At 42.4% G+C, this 18,059-nt stretch carries 19 protein-coding genes; 12 read left to right on the top strand and 7 right to left on the bottom strand.

What is annotated here, in order from left to right; all coding sequences use genetic code 11:
* Positions 1 to 137 precede the first annotated feature (137 nt).
* Both ACMVDV_RS20740 and ACMVDV_RS20735 read left to right on the top strand, forming a co-directional pair.
* Positions 138 to 911 (top strand): amino acid ABC transporter substrate-binding protein, encoded by a 774-nt coding sequence (locus tag ACMVDV_RS20740; protein WP_416159486.1) that lies wholly within the window; start codon positions 138 to 140, stop codon positions 909 to 911.
* A gap of 121 nt (positions 912 to 1,032) precedes the next feature.
* Positions 1,033 to 1,623 carry a thymidine kinase gene (locus ACMVDV_RS20735; RefSeq protein ID WP_304181660.1) on the top strand — a complete coding sequence of 197 codons (591 nt, stop codon included), beginning with the start codon at positions 1,033 to 1,035 and terminating at the stop codon, positions 1,621 to 1,623.
* On the opposite strand, the gene ltaE is transcribed toward ACMVDV_RS20735, so the two are convergent.
* On the bottom strand, positions 1,600 to 2,613 hold the full coding sequence (ltaE, locus tag ACMVDV_RS20730) for a low-specificity L-threonine aldolase (RefSeq protein ID WP_416159485.1): 1,014 nt from the start codon (positions 2,611 to 2,613) through the stop codon (positions 1,600 to 1,602). The two genes, ACMVDV_RS20735 and ltaE, sit on opposite strands and share 24 nt — an antisense overlap.
* Before the next feature lie 8 nt (positions 2,614 to 2,621).
* A complete protein-coding gene (gene rlmF, locus ACMVDV_RS20725; RefSeq protein WP_416159484.1) occupies positions 2,622 to 3,557 on the bottom strand; it encodes a 23S rRNA (adenine(1618)-N(6))-methyltransferase RlmF in 936 nt (311 codons plus the stop codon).
* 124 nt (positions 3,558 to 3,681) lie between these two features.
* On the opposite strand from rlmF, the gene ACMVDV_RS20720 reads away from it, so the two are divergent.
* Positions 3,682 to 4,596, top strand: coding sequence for an alpha/beta fold hydrolase (locus ACMVDV_RS20720; protein ID WP_416159483.1), 915 nt, complete (start codon positions 3,682 to 3,684; stop codon positions 4,594 to 4,596).
* Here the strand turns inward: ACMVDV_RS20720 and ACMVDV_RS20715 are convergent.
* The 3 genes from ACMVDV_RS20715 to ACMVDV_RS20705 all read right to left on the bottom strand — a co-directional run bounded on the left by ACMVDV_RS20715 (position 4,550) and on the right by ACMVDV_RS20705 (position 9,183).
* Positions 4,550 to 6,004 (bottom strand): tetratricopeptide repeat-containing sulfotransferase family protein, encoded by a 1,455-nt coding sequence (locus ACMVDV_RS20715; RefSeq protein ID WP_416159482.1) that lies wholly within the window; start codon positions 6,002 to 6,004, stop codon positions 4,550 to 4,552. The genes ACMVDV_RS20720 and ACMVDV_RS20715 overlap by 47 nt on opposite strands.
* A gap of 109 nt (positions 6,005 to 6,113) precedes the next feature.
* Positions 6,114 to 8,690 (bottom strand): TonB-dependent receptor plug domain-containing protein, encoded by a 2,577-nt coding sequence (locus ACMVDV_RS20710; protein ID WP_416159481.1) that lies wholly within the window; start codon positions 8,688 to 8,690, stop codon positions 6,114 to 6,116.
* A gap of 310 nt (positions 8,691 to 9,000) precedes the next feature.
* A complete protein-coding gene (locus ACMVDV_RS20705; RefSeq protein WP_416159480.1) occupies positions 9,001 to 9,183 on the bottom strand; it encodes an oxidoreductase-like domain-containing protein in 183 nt (60 codons plus the stop codon).
* A 153-nt stretch (positions 9,184 to 9,336) separates the two neighbouring features.
* On the opposite strand from ACMVDV_RS20705, the gene ACMVDV_RS20700 reads away from it, so the two are divergent.
* Together ACMVDV_RS20700 and ACMVDV_RS20695 are read left to right on the top strand one after the other, a co-directional pair.
* Positions 9,337 to 9,786, top strand: coding sequence for a hypothetical protein (locus tag ACMVDV_RS20700; protein WP_416159479.1), 450 nt, complete (start codon positions 9,337 to 9,339; stop codon positions 9,784 to 9,786).
* Between the two features lie 94 nt (positions 9,787 to 9,880).
* Positions 9,881 to 11,239 (top strand): leucyl aminopeptidase family protein, encoded by a 1,359-nt coding sequence (locus ACMVDV_RS20695; protein WP_416159478.1) that lies wholly within the window; start codon positions 9,881 to 9,883, stop codon positions 11,237 to 11,239.
* A gap of 34 nt (positions 11,240 to 11,273) precedes the next feature.
* Here ACMVDV_RS20695 and ACMVDV_RS20690 read toward each other — a convergent pair whose 3' ends face one another.
* Complete coding sequence (locus ACMVDV_RS20690) at positions 11,274 to 11,660, bottom strand: VOC family protein (protein ID WP_416159477.1); 387 nt, start codon at positions 11,658 to 11,660, stop codon at positions 11,274 to 11,276.
* Between the two features lie 63 nt (positions 11,661 to 11,723).
* Positions 11,724 to 12,800 (bottom strand): ketoacyl-ACP synthase III, encoded by a 1,077-nt coding sequence (locus ACMVDV_RS20685; RefSeq protein ID WP_416159476.1) that lies wholly within the window; start codon positions 12,798 to 12,800, stop codon positions 11,724 to 11,726.
* Positions 12,801 to 12,953: 153 nt separating this feature from the next.
* On the opposite strand from ACMVDV_RS20685, the gene ACMVDV_RS20680 reads away from it, so the two are divergent.
* From ACMVDV_RS20680 to ACMVDV_RS20650, 7 genes are all read left to right on the top strand, one after another.
* A complete protein-coding gene (locus ACMVDV_RS20680) occupies positions 12,954 to 14,264 on the top strand; it encodes an amidohydrolase family protein (RefSeq protein ID WP_416159475.1) in 1,311 nt (436 codons plus the stop codon).
* Positions 14,265 to 14,272: 8 nt separating this feature from the next.
* Complete coding sequence (locus ACMVDV_RS20675; RefSeq protein ID WP_335678361.1) at positions 14,273 to 14,680, top strand: DUF4440 domain-containing protein; 408 nt, start codon at positions 14,273 to 14,275, stop codon at positions 14,678 to 14,680.
* Between the two features lie 41 nt (positions 14,681 to 14,721).
* Positions 14,722 to 15,963, top strand: a complete 1,242-nt coding sequence (locus tag ACMVDV_RS20670) for an ATP-binding protein (protein ID WP_416159771.1) — start codon at positions 14,722 to 14,724, stop codon at positions 15,961 to 15,963.
* Positions 15,960 to 16,490 (top strand): response regulator transcription factor, encoded by a 531-nt coding sequence (locus ACMVDV_RS20665; RefSeq protein ID WP_416159474.1) that lies wholly within the window; start codon positions 15,960 to 15,962, stop codon positions 16,488 to 16,490. The genes ACMVDV_RS20670 and ACMVDV_RS20665 overlap by 4 nt, the downstream gene beginning before the upstream one ends.
* A 265-nt stretch (positions 16,491 to 16,755) precedes the next feature.
* Positions 16,756 to 17,160 carry a DUF1761 domain-containing protein gene (locus ACMVDV_RS20660; protein ID WP_416159473.1) on the top strand — a complete coding sequence of 135 codons (405 nt, stop codon included), beginning with the start codon at positions 16,756 to 16,758 and terminating at the stop codon, positions 17,158 to 17,160.
* A 43-nt stretch (positions 17,161 to 17,203) separates the two neighbouring features.
* Positions 17,204 to 17,455 (top strand): hypothetical protein, encoded by a 252-nt coding sequence (locus ACMVDV_RS20655; protein ID WP_304181685.1) that lies wholly within the window; start codon positions 17,204 to 17,206, stop codon positions 17,453 to 17,455.
* Positions 17,456 to 17,696: 241 nt separating this feature from the next.
* Positions 17,697 to 18,041 carry a hypothetical protein gene (locus ACMVDV_RS20650; protein ID WP_304181687.1) on the top strand — a complete coding sequence of 115 codons (345 nt, stop codon included), beginning with the start codon at positions 17,697 to 17,699 and terminating at the stop codon, positions 18,039 to 18,041.
* Positions 18,042 to 18,059: the final 18 nt, after the last annotated feature.

The raw sequence follows: 18,059 nt of genomic DNA, 5'->3' as shown, positions 1-18,059 counted from the left end.
TGCAAAGCAGCTAAACAATTTATTTTTTCGGTCTACACTTTAGCTATTGATGTCTAAGGGTTACAGATAAAATGAATGGAAATAAGCGTGTTAGGGAAAACCGGTGGGGTGTGGTGTTATTCTGTAGTTGCTGTGTTATGTGCTTAACCGCCTTGCAAGTACAGGCAACCGAGCTTATTTTTTGTTATGAAGATAAAACGGCCGCAACGTTATTTTTAAGTGAAGGCAGCGATGTGCCAATCGATGATCCTGACGCTTTGTTAGAGGTGATCCAGCGCCTTGATAATAAACTTGCTGAGGTGTCCATTCGCTATGTGCGAAAACCGTGGCAAGCGTGTTTAAGTGATTTACGCAGTAATAAAGTCAATGCAGTGATAGCAGCGTATCGCCCAGAGCGCACTGCGTTTGGCCAATACCCACTGACTAAATCGCAGCAACCAGACTCTACACGTGCACTGAGTAAATTTAGCAGTTGTTTGATTGGCAGCAATAAGTTTCATAAGCAGTGGCAAAGCCGCGAAGTGTTTCAGACCAAAGCATTTACTTTAGCTATCCCTCGTGGCTATAAATTGAATAAAACCCTTGCCCAAGAACCCTTTTTTATCCAGCACACGGCCTCTGTTGCAAAAGCCCTTGAGTTAATTGAGCGCGGAGTGGCTGATGCCAGCATGGGGCTGTGTCAAATTGGTAGTCACAAAGTCGCCAGCCACTACGATAGCGCAACGCTGAAAACGATTTATCCACCGGTTGCAGCAGAGCAAGGCTACTTGTTGTTTTCAAAAGAATTCTATCAAAAACATCAATCACTTAGTCAGCGCATTTGGCGAGTTTTAGCAGATCAAGATAATGCCAAATTGTATGTTGATCATCTAAATAAAGCTAACCAAGTGGCCAGTACTGATCGGTATTGAGCTGTTTTTCTGGGGTTAACTAAGCATAACAAATACACGACTCAAATAGGAATGCTAAAAAGGTGATGTTCAATCAAGATTAAGGTAGCATTAGCGCACTTTTTTCAGGGCAGGCACTTTCATGGCACAGCTGTACTTTTATTATTCTGCAATGAACGCAGGTAAATCTACCACGTTATTACAATCGGCATTTAATTATCGTGAACGCGGCATGGAGCCGGTTATTTTAACCGCCGCTTTGGATGATCGTGCAGGTGTTGGCAAAGTGTCATCGCGAATTGGCTTACAAGCTGATGCACATATTTTTGATGCAGAAAAAGACGTTTTTGCACTGATCAAACAGCTCAACAGTGAACAAAAGCGCCACTGTGTGCTGGTGGACGAATGCCAGTTTTTATCTCGAGAGCAAGTATTGCAATTAACCGATGTGGTTGATGAATTAGGGATCCCAGTATTGTGCTACGGATTACGTAATGATTTTAGGGGCGAGTTATTCAGCGGCTCTCAATACTTACTCGCGTGGGCAGATAAATTAGTAGAGCTAAAAACCGTTTGTCATTGCGGCCGTAAAGCCAATCACGTATTACGTACCGATGAAAATGGCGATGCGATCGCTGATGGCAACCAAGTAGAAATTGGCGGCAATGATCGCTATGTATCAGTATGCCGCAAACATTATAAAGCCGCGTTAAACATGCAGCGCAGCAGTTAATTCAGCTATAAATAGTTCAATATCAGCGCGAGTAACACCCAAATGGATCACTAAACGTAAGGTTTTATTCGGGCTGAATAAAATGCCCTTGGCTTTTAGCTGCTGTGCCAGTGAGTGAATATCGACATTATCGGCAACCTGGGCGTACACCATGTTAGTGGTATCTTTTGCTAAATCAACGTGAAACCCTGCAATCTCATTGAGCAGCTGCGCTAAATAGCGGGCATTGGCGTGATCATCTGCGAGGCGGCTAACATTGTGCTCAAGCGCATAATGCCCAGCGGCTGCAAGCATACCAGCTTGGCGCATACCGCCGCCAAGTACTTTACGCCATCGTCTTGCTTTATTGATAAGCTCAGCAGAGCCAAGTAATAATGAGCCTACCGGTGCGCCTAACCCTTTTGATAAACAAATCGACACTGAATCAAAATGACCGGTGATTTCAGTGATATCCACTTCTAGTGCAACCGCAGCGTTATAAACCCGCGCGCCATCTAAGTGCAGCGCTAATTGATGAACCTGAGTGAACTCGCGGGCTTTAGCTAAGTAGCTAATTGGCAGCACTTTACCAGCTATGGTGTTTTCTAAACTGAGCAGGCGGGTATTCGCAAAATGAAAGTCATCGGGTTTGATTGCAGCGCGCAGTTTGTCAAAACACAGGCTGCCATCGGCTTCATTTTCAATTGGCTGTGGTTGAATAGAGCCAAGTACTGCAGCACCACCGCCTTCAAACTTATAATTATGCGCGGCTTGCCCACACAGGTACTCGTCACCTCGTTCACAATGGGCCATTAATGCCAATAAATTAGCTTGGGTGCCAGAGCTACAAAATAGGGCGCTGGCAAAACCATGGCGCTGTGCAGCAAACGCCTCAAGCGCATTAACACTGGGATCATCCCCATACACATCATCGCCTAACGGGGCGCTGGCCATAACGTCGCGCATAGTCGCGCAAGGTTTAGTGACAGTATCTGAACGAAAATCAATCATGGTGCCTCCTAGGCTGTAAATTGTTGGCAAATCTCTGCTCGAGTGGCTTGATCAAAATAGCTCCAGGCAATAAAGCGGCTCACTTTTTGCCCTTGTGCCATCTCTATTATTTTTACTTCGGCAACAGGCTGTTTTTGTAATTGTGCTTGTAGTGCGGGTAACGTGTCTTTTTTAGATACCAGTGAGGTAAACCACATACATTGCTGTGCGAATTGTTCACTTTCAATAATCATATTAATAATAAATTGCTGCTCGCCACCTTCACACCATAACTCATTATGCTGGCCGCCAAAATTAAGTGCGTTATTTGGACTTTTACCTAAATTTTTCCATTTACGCTCACTGCCTTTATTGGCTTGTTCTGCACTTGCGTGAAATGGTGGGTTACACAGTGTCAGGTGAAATAGATCTTTGCTATTTATAACACCATTAAAAATCTGCTGCGGATTTTTTTGCTGTTTAATGGTGATTTTGCGTTGATTAAATTGCGCGATTTGTTTGGCTATGTTGATCGCCACAGGGTCAATATCAGTTCCTGTAAAATGCCAGTTGTATTCATGGCTGCCAGTAAGTGGGTAAACAAGGTTTGCACCGGTGCCAATATCCAATACCTTTACTCGCTTGCCAGTTGGAATTTGCGCGTTATTGTCAGCGGCTAATAAATCCGCAAGGTAGTGAATGTAATCAACGCGACCAGGAATAGGCGGGCACAGGTAACCTGCGGGAAGATCCCAAAATTCAACATTGTAATAGGCTTTTAACAGCGCTTGATTGAGTGTTTTAACTGCTTGTTGATCACTAAAATCAATACTCTCAGTGCCACTTGGGGTGAGCACTATATAGGGTTTTAACGCAGTCACTTGGCAAGTTAGGTACGCTAAGTCATAACCTGCGTTATGGCGATTGCGAGGATGTAGTTTTGATTTTAATGGCGTTGATTTCATAACAGATAATTAGCTTAGCAAACAAAAAAGTTATTTTACCAGAGAAACACAATAGCGTGTGATCTTGTTTGAAATACTGGTAGGATGAGTTGCGGTTCATAACAATGACAACAAGGAACTGAACATGGCGATTGTACAAGAGTCGGTGTTTATTAAACTTACCGAACAACAAACATTACATTTGCGCAGAATTGCAGATAACAGTAAAGAGGCAGGCCCTGCGGTGTTTTTTATGCACGGTGCTGTGGAAAATGGCAAAATATTTTATACCCACTCTAATAAAGGCTTAGCGCCTTTTTTGGCTGAGCAAGGCTATGTGTGCTACGTGGCTGATCTACGTGGCCGTGGCGACAGCAAACCGGCTATCTCCAAGCATGCTCATTACGGTCAAACCGAAGCTATAATTGAAGATATTCCCGCTTTTATTGCGAAAATTACCGAGCGAGAAGGTAAGCCGCCAGCTTACTGGGTTGCTCATTCGTGGGGCGGCGTGTTGATGAACAGTGTGTTTGCGCGTTATCCACAGTTTATTAATGATGTAAAAGCCTGTGCTTACTTTGGCACTAAACGTTCGTTGTATAATCATCATCCGCAAAAATACCTGCAAGGTAATCTGATCTGGTATTTTTTAGCGCCAATACTGGCTAAAAAACATGGTTATTTGCCGGCTAAAAAACTTAAATGGGGCAGTGATGATGAAACTAAAAAGTCGCATTATCAAAGTATGCAATGGGCTAAACGCAAAGCGTGGGTAGATTCTGACGATGGCTTTGATTATGCACAGGCTGTGGCGAGCTTAACCTTACCTGCGACCTTACATATTGGCGGTGTGAAAGATAAGGCGCTTGCGCAACAAATTGATATTGAAAAGTTTATTGAAGAGTCGGGACTCGGCGTGCAAAAACTGCAAATGTATGGCAAACAGCACGGCCATCAATACGATTATGATCATATTAATATCTTGACTCATCCTAGTGCCAAACACGATCAATTTAAGGATTTACTGGCGTGGTTTGAACATCACTCAATAGTGCCTTAAGCGGCGCTTCAAAGCGTTTCCAGCGCTCTAGTGCATTACTATTGAGTGGTTGACGTACTGATGCTTTACTTAGGGTTGTGACCGCATTTTTTGATTTATAAAACTCTAAACATTGCGGTTCAAATTCAGTCCCTAAAAATGTAAAGATGCGCGTTAAATTGCTAATAGGATCAGCAACAAGTTGCTCATAGTGAACATCTAACATGGCATCAGGGATCGCTTGTTGCCAATGTGTCATTAAACCTTGGTATAAATCAAAGTAACGTTTAAATTCAGGTAATGAGCAAAAATAAGGTTCATTTTCTGCAAAGTAATTACTATACACAGACCAAGCCGTGGCATTAAAGTCGCGTTGTAAGTTGATGAACTTAGCATTTGGAAATAAACAATAAATAAGCCCTAACGATTGATAATTAGAGGGTAATTTGTTGATCATAAACGCGCGAATAGGTTTAGCTTGTTTTAACCGTGCGGTATAAATAGCACGGGCTTGCTCAATTAATTGCGGCGTTAGTGCATCCATACATTCGGGGTAAGGAAGTTTGGTGTGTTGTTCAATAAATGGCACAACTTGTGAGCTAATACAACGGTCTTCGCCAAGGCTTGCAAATTCACTATGTGAAGCTAATATTTGCTCTAATAATGTTGAGCCGCTGCGCGGCATGCCAATAATAAACACGGGTGTAACAGTGCCGCTAAACCCAGCCTTGATAGTAGCAAATAAACTTTTTGGATTATAACGGATAATATCTTGATAAAATGGCGTTAATTGCTCAGTGTTGAAATGACTCAATTGCAGCTGTAGTTTATTCGCCAATTTATAATAATTAACGGCTTGCTCTATATCGTCGAGCTGATCATAACTTTTCGCTAGGGCGTAATAACACACCATTTTTAACCGCAAATTATTGGTTAGTGTGAGTAAATGATGCAAGTTACTGATGTAGTTATGCTGCTGGTCAAAGCGACCAAGTTGTACCAGCTCAAATAAAATATACGCGGTGACAGGGTACAAGCCGATGCTTAACGCTTGGGCAAAGGTGGTATGTGCTTTGTCTAATTCGCCATGAGTTAGATAGTGTTGTGCCAGATAATAGTGTGGCTCTGGGTTATGGCTGGCAATGCTTTTTGCATATTTCAGTACCGTTAATGCATCGTTTGGCGAATTTACCCCGTTAAATGCATCGGCTAAGGCATGTAATGGCTCCAACATATTAGGCAGGCGTTCACAGCTTTTTTGTAATAAATAAACCGCAGCATCAAAGCGCTCCAAGCGCAGGGCAATACGGCCCAAGCCGAACAGTGCCTCGCCATTTTGGGGATCACTTTCAAGCAAGGTTTTATAGTGAAACTCCGCTTCTTGGAGTTTATTTTCGGCTAGTAGTTGGTTGGCTTTTTTTAGCAGCATGCGTCACTGTTGTTATTTTTTAGTTACTATATTTATTATCTTGGGGTATAGCACGAAAAAGGCGAAATGTCTTGAGCATTTCGCCTATCTTTTTATTGCTTAGCTACGCTTAAAAAGTATACGTTGCTTTGGCATAATAGAAACCACCATTAATACCGTATGGTGATGTTTCATAGTATTTACCACCCCAGTTATTATTAGGTGCCACGGTAAAATCAAGTTTTTCTGCTTCTTGGTCGAGCAGGTTTTGTGCGCCGACTGAGAAACTAATAGAGTCATTCAAAAAGTAAGTTATTTCAGCGTCAAGCGTAATTGCTGCATCTGCTGTTTTTGCTGTTTCGTCATAATCTACATGCACACCTTGGTATTCACCAAAATAATTTGCACGAGTAAACATTGAGAAATTTTCCCATTGTTGTGACCAGCTAAGCGTACCACGATGATTTGGTAAGTCGTTCTCTAAACGGCTTACTTTAAACGCCCCAGTAATATCAGTTGAACGGGTAACCTCCGTTTCATTCCAGTTGTAGGCTAAACTAAATGTTGAGCTACCGCCGAGTAAATCGGTGGCATAGTTTGCGACAAAGTCTACACCTTGAGTGGTGGTATCAAAGTCATTAGTAAAGAAGCTTACTTGCGCTAAGCTTTGCACGTTTGGTACACCTGCGGCTTCAAGCGTATCTTTATCAGCTTGGCTTAGCTCGATTTTTTCAGATTGGCTAATACGATCATCAACTTGAATATTATAGTAATCAATGGTTAGGAATACTTCACCTATGGTGTATACCGCGCCAAAGGTATAGCTTTGCGACTCTTCAGGCTCAAGCTCTGTACCGCCTAACTGTACCGCAATTGGATTGGTTGGTGGTAACAAGGCTGAATCAACTAATACACCACTGCTTAGGTTTGTTTGTACGTTACTGACGTTGGCTTGGCCAACAGTAGGTGCGCGGAAACCGGAACTGATTGAACCACGAATGTTTAAATCATCGGTTAAGTGGTATTGAGCCATCAATTTATAATTAACAGTAGAGCCAAAGGTATCGTAGTCTTCGTAGCGTAGTGCTAAGCCCATTAAAAATTCTTCAGTGAACGGAGCTTCAATATCCACATACGCAGCGTAGTTGCGGCGCGTGTATTCACCAGCATCAGAGGGTTTAAAGCCTGGGAAACCATTTGAACCGATACCAAAACCTTGCTCAGTAAGCGGGCCTGCAATGAAGGATGCTTCATCACCAGAGGTAACTGTAAAGGTTTCTTCATGCCATTCAAGGCCACCGGCTATGTTTACATCGTATGCAAGTCCAAAATCAAAACCTTTTGATAAATCAAAGTTAAAGTTTTTCTCTAACTGTGAGTATTTACCAGGGCTAAAGTCACGCGGGCTATCTGGGCCTAGTGAGGCATTGATGGTGTCATAAATAAAGTAACGAGATTCATTGAAGCCAACGGTACCACTTAAATCGTAGTAGGCGCCTTCTAACATACCGCCGGTAAATTCACCTTTTGTACCCATAGTCAATGAAGTATCGGTAATGTTACCACCAAAGTTAGGGGTGAAACCGCCTGGCAGAATTTCGTTGAAAGCAAAACAATCTGGGTTATTAGCAACTTGGCTAATGTAGTCAGGATTATCGAGTACGTTGTCATCAATCATGATGTTGGTAGGGCAGTTGCCGCTCATATCGCCGGTTAAATCACCAACTAATAATGTTTCACCGCCATCATTTGAGTATGCACCTGGGCGAGTATGTGGATTACGATAGTAAAAACCACCGCGTACATCACGCTCTGAGTAGTTACCAAACATATAAAAATCGGAGTTGTTAGTCAGCTCAAGGCCGACATTACCAAAAATAGAGATATCGTCATCAACTTCTGGTGCGCCCCATACTTGTGTAATCGGGGCAATGTCTGGGACACCGGCTGCGATAAGGGCCGTAGCATCGGCACGTTGCACAGAGCGGCTAGTGGCATCAGCAGTTTTGTATTGGAAACTTAAGTTAGCAAAGCCGCTGTCAGTAAAAGGCAGGCCAACATTACCGGAAATTTGTGTAGTATCACCGTCGCCTTCGTAATATTGGCCGTGGCGTACTTCAAATGTCCCGCCTTCTGAGGCATCTTTTAATACAAAGTTCATTACACCTGCAATCGCATCTGAGCCGTATTGTGCGGCTGCGCCATCACGTAATACTTCAACTTGCTTTAGGGCAATGCTTGGGATCACAGAAATATCAGCACCCTGTGCGCCATCGTTTATGCCGCCACCTAAAAAGGCAATAACAGAGGCACGATGACGACGTTTACCATTGAGTAATATCAATGTACTGTCAGAAGGTAAGCCACGTAAGTTAGCTGGACGAACCAAAGATGCCGCATCACTAATAGGCATTGAATGTACGTTTAATGATGGAATTGCGCCTTTTAATAGCTCCAACATATCAGTATTACCTGATTTACCAAGTTCTTCACCACCGATGATATCGATAGGTACCGGTGAATCACCAATAGAGCGTGGTGCAGAGCGTGTACCCACTACGGCAATTTTTTCTACATTTTTATTTACTTTAGTGACTTCAGCTTGCTCATCTGCAGCTAAGGCAGTTCCTGAAATAAATAAGCCTGCAGTGGTTGTCGTTAATGCAAGTTTAACTGCATGATTTAATAAGTTATTTTTAAATTTCATTCTAATTTCCCCAGTTAGAATTATTGTAATTTCGTAACTATATGATTTTTATCAAGCCACATAGTCTATTAAACTTATACAGTTTGTTAAATAATTGTGCAAGGTGTTAAATAGTTTGGTTTTTTTTGCATTTTCTATAGAGGAAACTCGAGGTTTGCTTACCTATATGAAAAATAATGATATTTTTAAGGGGAGGATTAGAAATTAAGCATTTAATGTAATTTTTACTCTAAAATAAATCAGAAAAAAATAATAATTTTGTAAATAGAAATTTTTAGACTGGATACTGTTCAGTAAAGTTCAATGGTAATTATAGATGATCGCTTTGTTCAGGGTTTTGTTGTCGCCACGCTTTCAACGCTTCTCGGTATTCATCCCAAACACATGGGCAACAACTGCCACCACCGCAGCACTGATCAGCAGTCGGTCTGGGTGGTTTTGTGTCGTAAGCTCGGTTTGGTCTATCGGCTGTGTTTTGCGGTATTTTATTCATTATTTACAGATTTAATAGCATGGGCTGTTTATTGGCTCGTGATTATACTTAATCATAGTTTTTTTACTAGCTGAAGAATAGTGTGGATTTGTTAATCGGTGATTGTATTAAATTATGCTTTGTGAAGTGTTAAGGCTATGTGAGAATAGCGTTATGCGACTATATAAAGTTATTCATCGTGCCCCAATTCGAGTGGCAAAAATTAGTACCAAACGCCAACAATTGCGTTTCAAGCGCGCTATGGTGGCACTTAAAATAGCATTGGCGCAAGAAAAGCAAGAAACCAAAGAAATGCTCACTATTTATCGTCGCTACAGCCAAGGTGAGGTTAGTAAAGAGGACCTGCAAAAAGCCAATGCGCAGTTTATTGATATCCTCAAAGGGCTAGGGTTAGGTGTATTTGCCGTTTTACCGTTTGCGCCACTGACAATTCCCTTAGTCGTGAAGCTTGGTCAATGGGTGGGCGTGGATGTATTACCAAGTTCATTCAACATCAATAAACCACTTAAAGAAATTGATCAGTTAATTGATGAAGAGCAACAACAAAACCCCTCCCATGAAAAAGCCGCAAAGCAAAGTGTAAAACCAAGCGTAAAAAAATAGTGTCATACACTAAAAAGGATAGCCTCTGCACTATACCTTTTACGCTGGGTTATTGATATGCTTGATCATCCTATTATTTTAAACGAGTCATTTAATGAGTGCATTAATTCGTCATAGTTCTGCTGGTATTCCGCTGTCTTTTGTTGTTAAAAATGACTTAGCTGTGTGGCAACAGCAGCAAACTACTTTTTTACAAAACTGGTTAAATAGCTGTGATTTTGCCACGCAAGGTATGGCACTGGTGGTTGATCCACAAACAGGTGTGCTAAGTCAGGTGTATTGTTTAGTTAATAGCCTTGACGATTTTTGGTTAGCTGGGGACTTAGCGAGCAAGTTGCCTGCTGGTCTGTACCAAGTGCAAGAGTGCGAACAACAATTAGAACAGATTGCACTGGGCTTTATATTAGGCGGTTATGAGTTTAGTGAATATAAAGCCAAAGGCGTTGCTAAAGCGCAATTGGCGATAGCCGATGCGGCACTTTTTGCACGCCTTGATCAGCAAGCAAGCGCTATCAACCTTGTCCGAGATTTAGTTAATACTCCTGCGGCAGACATGATGCCACAGCATTTATCACAAGTGATGGCTGATCTTGCACATACCTACGATGGTCGTTTCAGTGAGTGGGTGGGTGATGAGCTACTTGAGCAAAACTACCCGACGATTCATATGGTGGGTCGTGCCAGTGAAAACAAACCACGTTTATTAGACTTACGCTGGGGCGCAGAGGATGCACCGCTTATTACCTTAGTGGGTAAAGGGGTGTGCTTTGACTCTGGTGGCTTAGATCTAAAACCAAGCTCTGGCATGCGCAACATGAAAAAAGACATGGGCGGCGCCGCCCATGTTATTGGTTTAGCACAGCTGATCATGGCTGCAAAGTTACCTATTCGTTTACGTGTGTTGGTACCTGCGGTTGAAAATGCAGTATCACGCAATGCATTTCGCCCAGGCGATGTGATTAAAACACGTAAAGGTATTATGGTTGAAATTGATAACACCGATGCCGAAGGGCGCCTAGTATTATGTGATGCACTGACTGAAGCGCAAAATGATGATCCGCAATTACTGATTGATTTTGCTACTTTAACCGGTGCCTGTCGTATTGCGTTAGGGACTGAATTACCGGGGTTTTTCTCAACTAATCGTGATGTTGCGAATGGTATTATTGACGCGGGTATTGCAGTTGCTGATCCTGTTTGGCAGTTACCACTTTTTGAACAATATAAAAGCTTGCTAAAAAGCGATGTGGCCGATATGGCAAACTGCGCGAGCACTCCGTTTGGTGGCGCAATTACAGCGGCTTTATATTTAAAAGAGTTTGTAGAGCCAACCACACCATGGGTACACTTTGATGTAATGGCATGGAATTTACGTCCATTACCTGGTCGCCCTGTGGGCGGTGAAGCACTGGGTATTCGTGCGGTGTTTAATTACTTAGAAAACCGTTTTTAATGTTTGAATGCAACTATTACCGCGCTTTATGGGGCTATGCCTCATAAAGCTCAAGCGGTAAGCCATCAGGATCGGCAAAAAAAGTAAATAACTTACCTGTGTATTGATCAATTCGGATCGCTTCCACCGCCACACCTTGGCTTTGCAAATAAGTTTTGCTTTGCTCAACACTTGCCACTTTAAATGCCAAATGCCTTAGTCCCTGTGCTTCTGGGTAACTTGGTCGCGGTGGCGCATTCTCAAATGAAAACAACTCTATTTGGCTGCCATCTGGCAAAGCTAAATCTAACTTGTAAGAGTGACGATCTGCACGAAAGTGCTCGGCAATAATCGGTAACTTTAATATCTGATGATAAAAGTGTTTTGAGCGAGAGTAATCGCTGCAAATAATTGCAGCGTGATGAATTGCGAGTAATTGCATAGATCAGTACCGTTGAGCAGAGGCATATTTCGATACGCCGCTGCTCAATTAATAAAATTATGATTACAGATCGGTGCCTTTACAGGCAGCTACCGCTGGGGCTACTAATTCTAAACCAGTTTTATCACACGGTGGCAGCGTTGCATCACTGATATTGATTGGTGTGACACGCTCGCCCCATTTTATGTAACTGGCAGCCCAGGTTAATCCGGCACCAAATGCTGCAGACATAATATTGGCATGCGGTTTAATTAATCCTTGCTCAACGGCTTCACATAATGCAATCGCAATAGTTGCTGCCGATGTATTACCGTATTCGCCAATGTTAACCATTACTTTTTCATCTGGCACTTTTAAGCGCTGTTGGATGGCTTGAATGATACGCAAATTTGCTTGGTGCGGCACAAGTACATCGATATCATCGAGGCTTAAATTGGCGTGTGTAAGCACATCATCACAGGCTTCGCTCATGCCTTTTACTGCGCGTTTAAAGATTTCGCGTCCTTCAAACAATAAATCAGATGGCCCAATAGGCACGTATTTATCTAAGTCACTGCCAAAGTTGGTGATGTGTAAAATATCACGGTCTTCGCTATCACAGCCTGTTTTTGTAGCCAGTAAACCCGCTGGCGTGTCGGCTGCTTCAAGTACCACGGCACCGGCGCCATCACCAAATAATACTGCACTGTCGCGGCGATCCCAGTTTACATACCAGGTCATACGTTCAGCAGCAATTACCACGGCTTTTTTGATCATACCGGCTTGAATTTGTGCTGTCGCTGCTTGCAAAGCATATAAAAATCCAGAGCAGGCCGCATTGGTATCCATGGCGGCTGCACCGACCGCACCAATATTTTTTTGTACCAACGAAGCCGTGTTTGCCACCATAGTAGAGGGGGTACATGTTGCCAATAATACTAAATCTAGGTCTTTAGCATCAATGCCAGCACAGGCGATTGCATGTTTAGCTGCCACAGTTGCCAGCTCTGCAGTACCTACATGGCTTACTCTGCGGGCTTTGATGCCAGTGCGGGATGTGATCCATTCATCATTGGTATCAACTAATTGGCTGATTTCGTCATTGCTAATACGCGCAGGTGGGATACATTTACCCCAACCCGTAATGTGTGCGTAAGTCATAGTGTGCTCTCTTTAAGTGGTCAGACATGTGTCATCTATGTTTGATTTATACCAAAAATCCACTTCTAAGACTAGTTTATCGCTGAGTTTATGTCGTAAATAGTGGTAATCAAACGTAATTTAGGCTAATGGTAGTAGAAAAAAGAGGTAAACATGAAACAAAAATTAATCACTATCTTAGCTTGTCTTGGCGCTGTGGTTTGCTCCGCGTCGAGCTTTGCCACACAAACGCAGGTTATTTACGCCGGTTCAATGTTAGCTGGAGCTGAACAAACGCTGGAAGAACAACAAACTATAGTTATAGAAGATGCTATAATCACCCGTATTGAAAAAGGCTATATCAGCATCGGCGAACTTAAATTGCCTGATGCCACAATCATTGACTTAAAAGATCAGTTTGTTATGCCTGGCCTAATTGATATGCACGTGCATGTTACTTTTGAGCGCGATGCAAACACTAATCCTCATCAATGGCTTACAGAATATGAAGCTGATTATGCACTGCGATCGATTAAATACCTGCAACGTACATTAGATGCCGGCTTTACCTCGGTACGCGATTTAGGCAGTAGTTATAAAGTGATATTCCCACTGCAAAGGGCTGTTGAACGCGGCGATATTAACGGGCCACGGATATTTGCTGCCGGGGATACCATTACACCAACGGGCGGACACGCTGATCTGCACGGTTACCGTAAAGATATTAGTGATGTGATAAGTGGCGGGTTAGGGGTGTGTGATGGCGCCGATGATTGCCGCCGCGCGGTACGTGAAGTTATAAAATCAGGTGCGGATGTAATTAAAATCACCGCAACGGGTGGGGTGTTAAGTAATACTGCCGCAGGTGTTAGTCAGCAGTTTACAGATCAAGAGCTGGAGGCAATTGTTGCTACGGCACATAATTTAGGGCGCAGTGTCACAGCGCATGCACATGGCAGCGCAGGTGTTAAAGCAGCCTTGCGAGCAGGTGTTGACTCAATCGAGCATGGCTCTTACTTAGACCAACAAACCATCAAGCTGTTTAAAAAGCATAACGCATACTTAGTACCGACATTACTTGCTGGGCAAACGGTGAGCCAAGAAGTGTTAAGTAACCCGAATATGCCAACAGCAATTGCCGATAAGGTACGTACTGTTGTACCACAAGTAGCAGCGTCATTTAAGTTGGCATTAAAAAACAACATTAACATTGCTTTTGGCACTGACTCAGGCGTGTCGCGTCACGGCAATAACGCCGATGAATTTTTATGGTTAGTAAAATATGGCATGTCACAAAAGCAAGCTATTAGGTCGGCAACGATTGATGCCGCTCGGCTACTTGGTCAACAAGATAAGCTAGGGCAGTTGAGTGTTGGTAAACAAGCAGATATCATCAGTGTCAAGGGTGACCCGCTTGATGATATAAGTACATTGAAAAATGTACAATTTGTAATGAAAGCAGGGCACGTATATAAACAATTGTAGGAACTACTATGGGCAGCAAAATCAAGGCGTCATTGTTTAATCATTTGATTGATGCTGAGCGCCAATTATTAGATCCAGAGGTTCGTCAATCTGAGCAGGCACTTGATAAGTTACTTGATGATGATTTTATTGAGATTGCAGGCAATGGCACTGTGTTTAATAAATACCAAGTATTAACGCGGCTGCCTACTGAAGTGGTGCCGCAGTTTTATAATCAGCATTTTAAAGGCCGGATGCTAAGTGATGACATTGCCCAACTTAGCTACCAAGCAGCGTTTCGACGCTCTGCGCGGGCGGAATTTAATTATTCACTACGTATGTCGCTTTGGCGCTTAAACGACGACGGCCAATGGAAAATGGTGTTTCATCAAGGAACGCCGTGCGCCGTATTTAGTATTTCCATGGATGATGATTAGTTTAACTTTCTTTAATTAGGCATTTATGTATGGCGTTTTTAATGCGCACAGATCCGGCCATCAGCCGTTTATTGATGTTACGCAGTGGCGCAATTGCTATTCAACTTATCGCGGTCATTGCCGTTTATTTTCTATTAGAGCATCAGATCCCATTATTGCCCTTATTGGTCGTGATCGCGCTCGAAGCGGTATTTCAAATTTTAAGCGTGATTGCTTATCGCAATGTCAGTAAAGCAAAAGAACTCGGTATGTTGATGCAACTTACTGCCGATGTGCTTTTTTTATCGGTGTTGTTATCGCTGAGTGGCGGGGCAACGAACGCTTTTGTATCATTACTGTTGTTACCTATTATGATCGCAGCAGTGAGCGTAAGCGCCAGAGGTTTGGCCTATATTGCCTTACTGGCGATAGCCGCATACAGCATTTTGTTATTTAAAATGCCACAGCACAGCATGCACCATATACAAATGACCAGTCATTTTGTCGGCATGTGGGTGAATTTTGTGATCAGCGCCAGCGTTATTGCATTGGTTATTGGCACTATGAACCGTGCTCTGCATTCGCGAGAGCGCACCATTGCAACTGTGCGAGAAAAACAATTACGAGCAGAGCAGCTAGTCACGCTTGATGGGGCTGCGGCACAAATTACCCATCAATTAGCCAGTCCAATCGCCAATTTACAATTATTGTATGAAGAGCTTCTTGAAGAACAGCCCGATAATGAGATTGTCAAAGATATGCAGCAGCCCTTGTTGCAATGCGCGCAGCAGTTAAAACAGTTTCGTACCCTGTCATCTGAACTACGTACACAAACGCTTGCAGCGACTATCTCGTTAAGTGCATTAGCTCAACAAATTAGCGATACCATGCTATTACAATACCCTGATCAACAGCTTAATTGGCTAAATGCAGCACCCGCGAGCTCAGTTACTAATGATGCTATGTTAGTGCCAGCGATCTTAAACTTATTACAAAATGCCGCGTTTGCCAATCAACAGGCGGAGCAACAAACACTGGAATTGAACTGGCAACAGACTCCCGATAACCCTAAAACAGTGAGTCTCGTTATACGTGATTTTGGTAAAGGATTTAGCGCAGTACAATTGGCAGAGTTAGGGGGGCAGTTAATGCCCAGTGAAACGGGGATGGGGTTGGCGGTCATGCTTTCTAATGTAACGTTTGAACGTCTACAGGGTTCGTTAATATTATTTAATCACCCACAAGGTGGTGCGGTTGCTAAAGTGCAATTAACCATTGCTGAGCCACAAGTTGAGCCAGCATGAAACTATTAATTATTGAAGATGATATTAATCTTGCCAATACCTTAGCGCGGCGCTTAACCAAACACGGTTTTGCATGTCAGCTGGCACACAATAAACTAGAGGCTATTGGTGTCGCTAAAAATTACGCACCAACACACATTCTGTTAGATATGAAATTAGCTGACGATAACGGTTTAGCACTGATCGCACCACTGAGAGCCTTACTAACCGACGCACATATTGTATTGTTAACAGGCTTTGCCAGTATTGCCACGGCTGTAGAAGCTATGCGCCTTGGTGCAAATGATTATTTAACAAAACCGGTCGATATGCTCACGTTATTACGATCATTAACAGGCACAGGTGAGCCAATTGATGAGTTAGTTACAGCTGATATTGCCACTATGTCGCCAGAACGCCTAGAGTGGGAACATATTCAGCAAGTGTTACATACTAATCAAGGCAATATTTCAGCCACTGCTCGGCAACTTAATATGCATCGGCGGACTTTACAGCGCAAACTGCAAAAAAAACCAGTGCAGCAGTAAATCCTAGCGTAATAGGGGCAGTTATTACGGGGTTTGATAATCCCCAGCAAATTAATTATTGCTTTTTACTCAACAAAATTAGTCCGACAAACTTACTAATACAGTTTTTTTTAGCTACTTTAAGCGACGTTCAGCTTACTTTAATGCGTTTATATTTGGGCACCAGCAGCGCATTCTAGGTAGTTTTGCTGTTTAGATAGTTGCTGCAATGGCGTTCATTAACTACAGTGAAATTATCGATGTATTTTTTGCATAAGTAGTCGTTATGGATTTATCACAACTAGATTTTGTAGCGGTATTTTTAGCTGCCATGTCTTCTTTTATGTTAGGAGGCATTTGGTATTCACCCTGGTTGTTTCAACGAGCCTGGTTAGAAGGCTGTGGCTTAACTGAGCTGGATTTAAAAGCAACAAATCCAAAGTGGGTATTTGGTGGTGGTTTTGTTTTATCGTTATTTATCGCTTTTGGTTTATCACTGTTTTTAGGACCACATCCACATTTAGGGGTTGCGGTCGGTGTTGGCTTTGCGGTTGGCGTATGTTGGGTCAGTAGCGCCTTGGGAATGAGTTATATTTATGAACAACGGCCATTAAAGCTGTTTTTGATCAATAGTGGTTACCATATCTTGCAGTTTACCTTAATGGGCTTAATTTTGGGTCTGTGGCCATAAGCTGTTAATCTATTCGCGTGTTTGTAGTAAAAGTAGCAAAATAATGGCAAAACCGCATAAAAAAGGCCCCAGCAAAACCATCGATATTTTTTGTAGCCAATGTAAAGCCCCCTTATTTAAATACCGTAAAGGCGGCAAAGGTGCGCTGGTTAAATGTTTTATCGAACGGATCAGTCAAGATTTCACCACAACCCCTTGTATATGCCCGCAATGCGCACGCCCCTTCGCTCGAGAAGCAATCATCCGCGGCGCCCCCGCGTATAAAATGATCGGCGGCAAAGTGACGTTTAAGTAGTTATTTCATTCGATATTTCATTCATGTTTTATTCATTTAATCATCTTTTCGGCTGATTGTACCGATATATAGTTTACGTATAATTGTTACTAGGACGTAACAGTCATTAAATTAAAGGATTAAAATGAAGCCTGCCTCTGTCTTTCTAAGGTATCAAGATTATTCGTTTTATCATTTAAAAACCACTGCATTTAGTTAAAAACAAATTATAAATTAAACAATACTTAATTAAGGTTAAATTATGAATAAAATAAAATTTCTTACTTTACTTTTAGCTTTTTCAGGAACTGTAAATGCTAGTTGTAATAAATATGCTTGTGAAGGAGTTTCAAATGTTGTTTTTAGTTCTGTGGTTGCAACTACGGATGAAGTTAAAATCAAGTTTCATGAGGGTACTGATGCAACTTTGTCATGTAGTTTAGATAATGATAATGCCGCGCTTTTGAATAGCCAAAGTGCAAACTATCGTAATATGCAATCTATGTTATTAACAGCGATTGCTGCTAACTTACCGATTGCTCTTAAATTTGATAATACATCGCCTATTTGTGAAGTTGAGTCTATTGAAGTTAAAGTTGTTGAATAATAATAAAAAGTGAAACAG

This window comes from Pseudoalteromonas sp. ASV78 (genome assembly GCF_047806705.1).
Classification (GTDB): Bacteria; Pseudomonadota; Gammaproteobacteria; order Enterobacterales; family Alteromonadaceae; genus Pseudoalteromonas; species Pseudoalteromonas prydzensis_A.
Note: the sequence above shows the minus strand (reverse complement) of the source record. Positions and strands in the feature narration are given on the sequence as shown.

Bases quoted from the DNA above. Each gene is read 5' to 3' on its own strand.
- ACMVDV_RS20665 (WP_416159474.1), top strand. From the start codon at position 15,960: ATGAAACTATTAATTATTGAAGATGATATTAATCTTGCCAATACCTTA.
- ACMVDV_RS20675 (WP_335678361.1), top strand. From the start codon at position 14,273: ATGGGCAGCAAAATCAAGGCGTCATTGTTTAATCATTTGATTGATGCT.
- ACMVDV_RS20705 (WP_416159480.1), bottom strand. From the start codon at position 9,183: ATGAATAAAATACCGCAAAACACAGCCGATAGACCAAACCGAGCTTAC.
- ACMVDV_RS20715 (WP_416159482.1), bottom strand. From the start codon at position 6,004: ATGCTGCTAAAAAAAGCCAACCAACTACTAGCCGAAAATAAACTCCAA.
- ACMVDV_RS20650 (WP_304181687.1), top strand. From the start codon at position 17,697: ATGAATAAAATAAAATTTCTTACTTTACTTTTAGCTTTTTCAGGAACT.
- ACMVDV_RS20735 (WP_304181660.1), top strand. From the start codon at position 1,033: ATGGCACAGCTGTACTTTTATTATTCTGCAATGAACGCAGGTAAATCT.
- ACMVDV_RS20685 (WP_416159476.1), bottom strand. From the start codon at position 12,800: ATGACTTACGCACACATTACGGGTTGGGGTAAATGTATCCCACCTGCG.
- ltaE (WP_416159485.1), bottom strand. From the start codon at position 2,613: ATGATTGATTTTCGTTCAGATACTGTCACTAAACCTTGCGCGACTATG.
- ACMVDV_RS20710 (WP_416159481.1), bottom strand. From the start codon at position 8,690: ATGAAATTTAAAAATAACTTATTAAATCATGCAGTTAAACTTGCATTA.
- ACMVDV_RS20720 (WP_416159483.1), top strand. From the start codon at position 3,682: ATGGCGATTGTACAAGAGTCGGTGTTTATTAAACTTACCGAACAACAA.
- rlmF (WP_416159484.1), bottom strand. From the start codon at position 3,557: ATGAAATCAACGCCATTAAAATCAAAACTACATCCTCGCAATCGCCAT.
- ACMVDV_RS20740 (WP_416159486.1), top strand. From the start codon at position 138: ATGTGCTTAACCGCCTTGCAAGTACAGGCAACCGAGCTTATTTTTTGT.
- ACMVDV_RS20670 (WP_416159771.1), top strand. From the start codon at position 14,722: ATGCGCACAGATCCGGCCATCAGCCGTTTATTGATGTTACGCAGTGGC.
- ACMVDV_RS20655 (WP_304181685.1), top strand. From the start codon at position 17,204: ATGGCAAAACCGCATAAAAAAGGCCCCAGCAAAACCATCGATATTTTT.
- ACMVDV_RS20695 (WP_416159478.1), top strand. From the start codon at position 9,881: ATGAGTGCATTAATTCGTCATAGTTCTGCTGGTATTCCGCTGTCTTTT.
- ACMVDV_RS20680 (WP_416159475.1), top strand. From the start codon at position 12,954: ATGAAACAAAAATTAATCACTATCTTAGCTTGTCTTGGCGCTGTGGTT.
- ACMVDV_RS20660 (WP_416159473.1), top strand. From the start codon at position 16,756: ATGGATTTATCACAACTAGATTTTGTAGCGGTATTTTTAGCTGCCATG.
- ACMVDV_RS20700 (WP_416159479.1), top strand. From the start codon at position 9,337: ATGCGACTATATAAAGTTATTCATCGTGCCCCAATTCGAGTGGCAAAA.
- ACMVDV_RS20690 (WP_416159477.1), bottom strand. From the start codon at position 11,660: ATGCAATTACTCGCAATTCATCACGCTGCAATTATTTGCAGCGATTAC.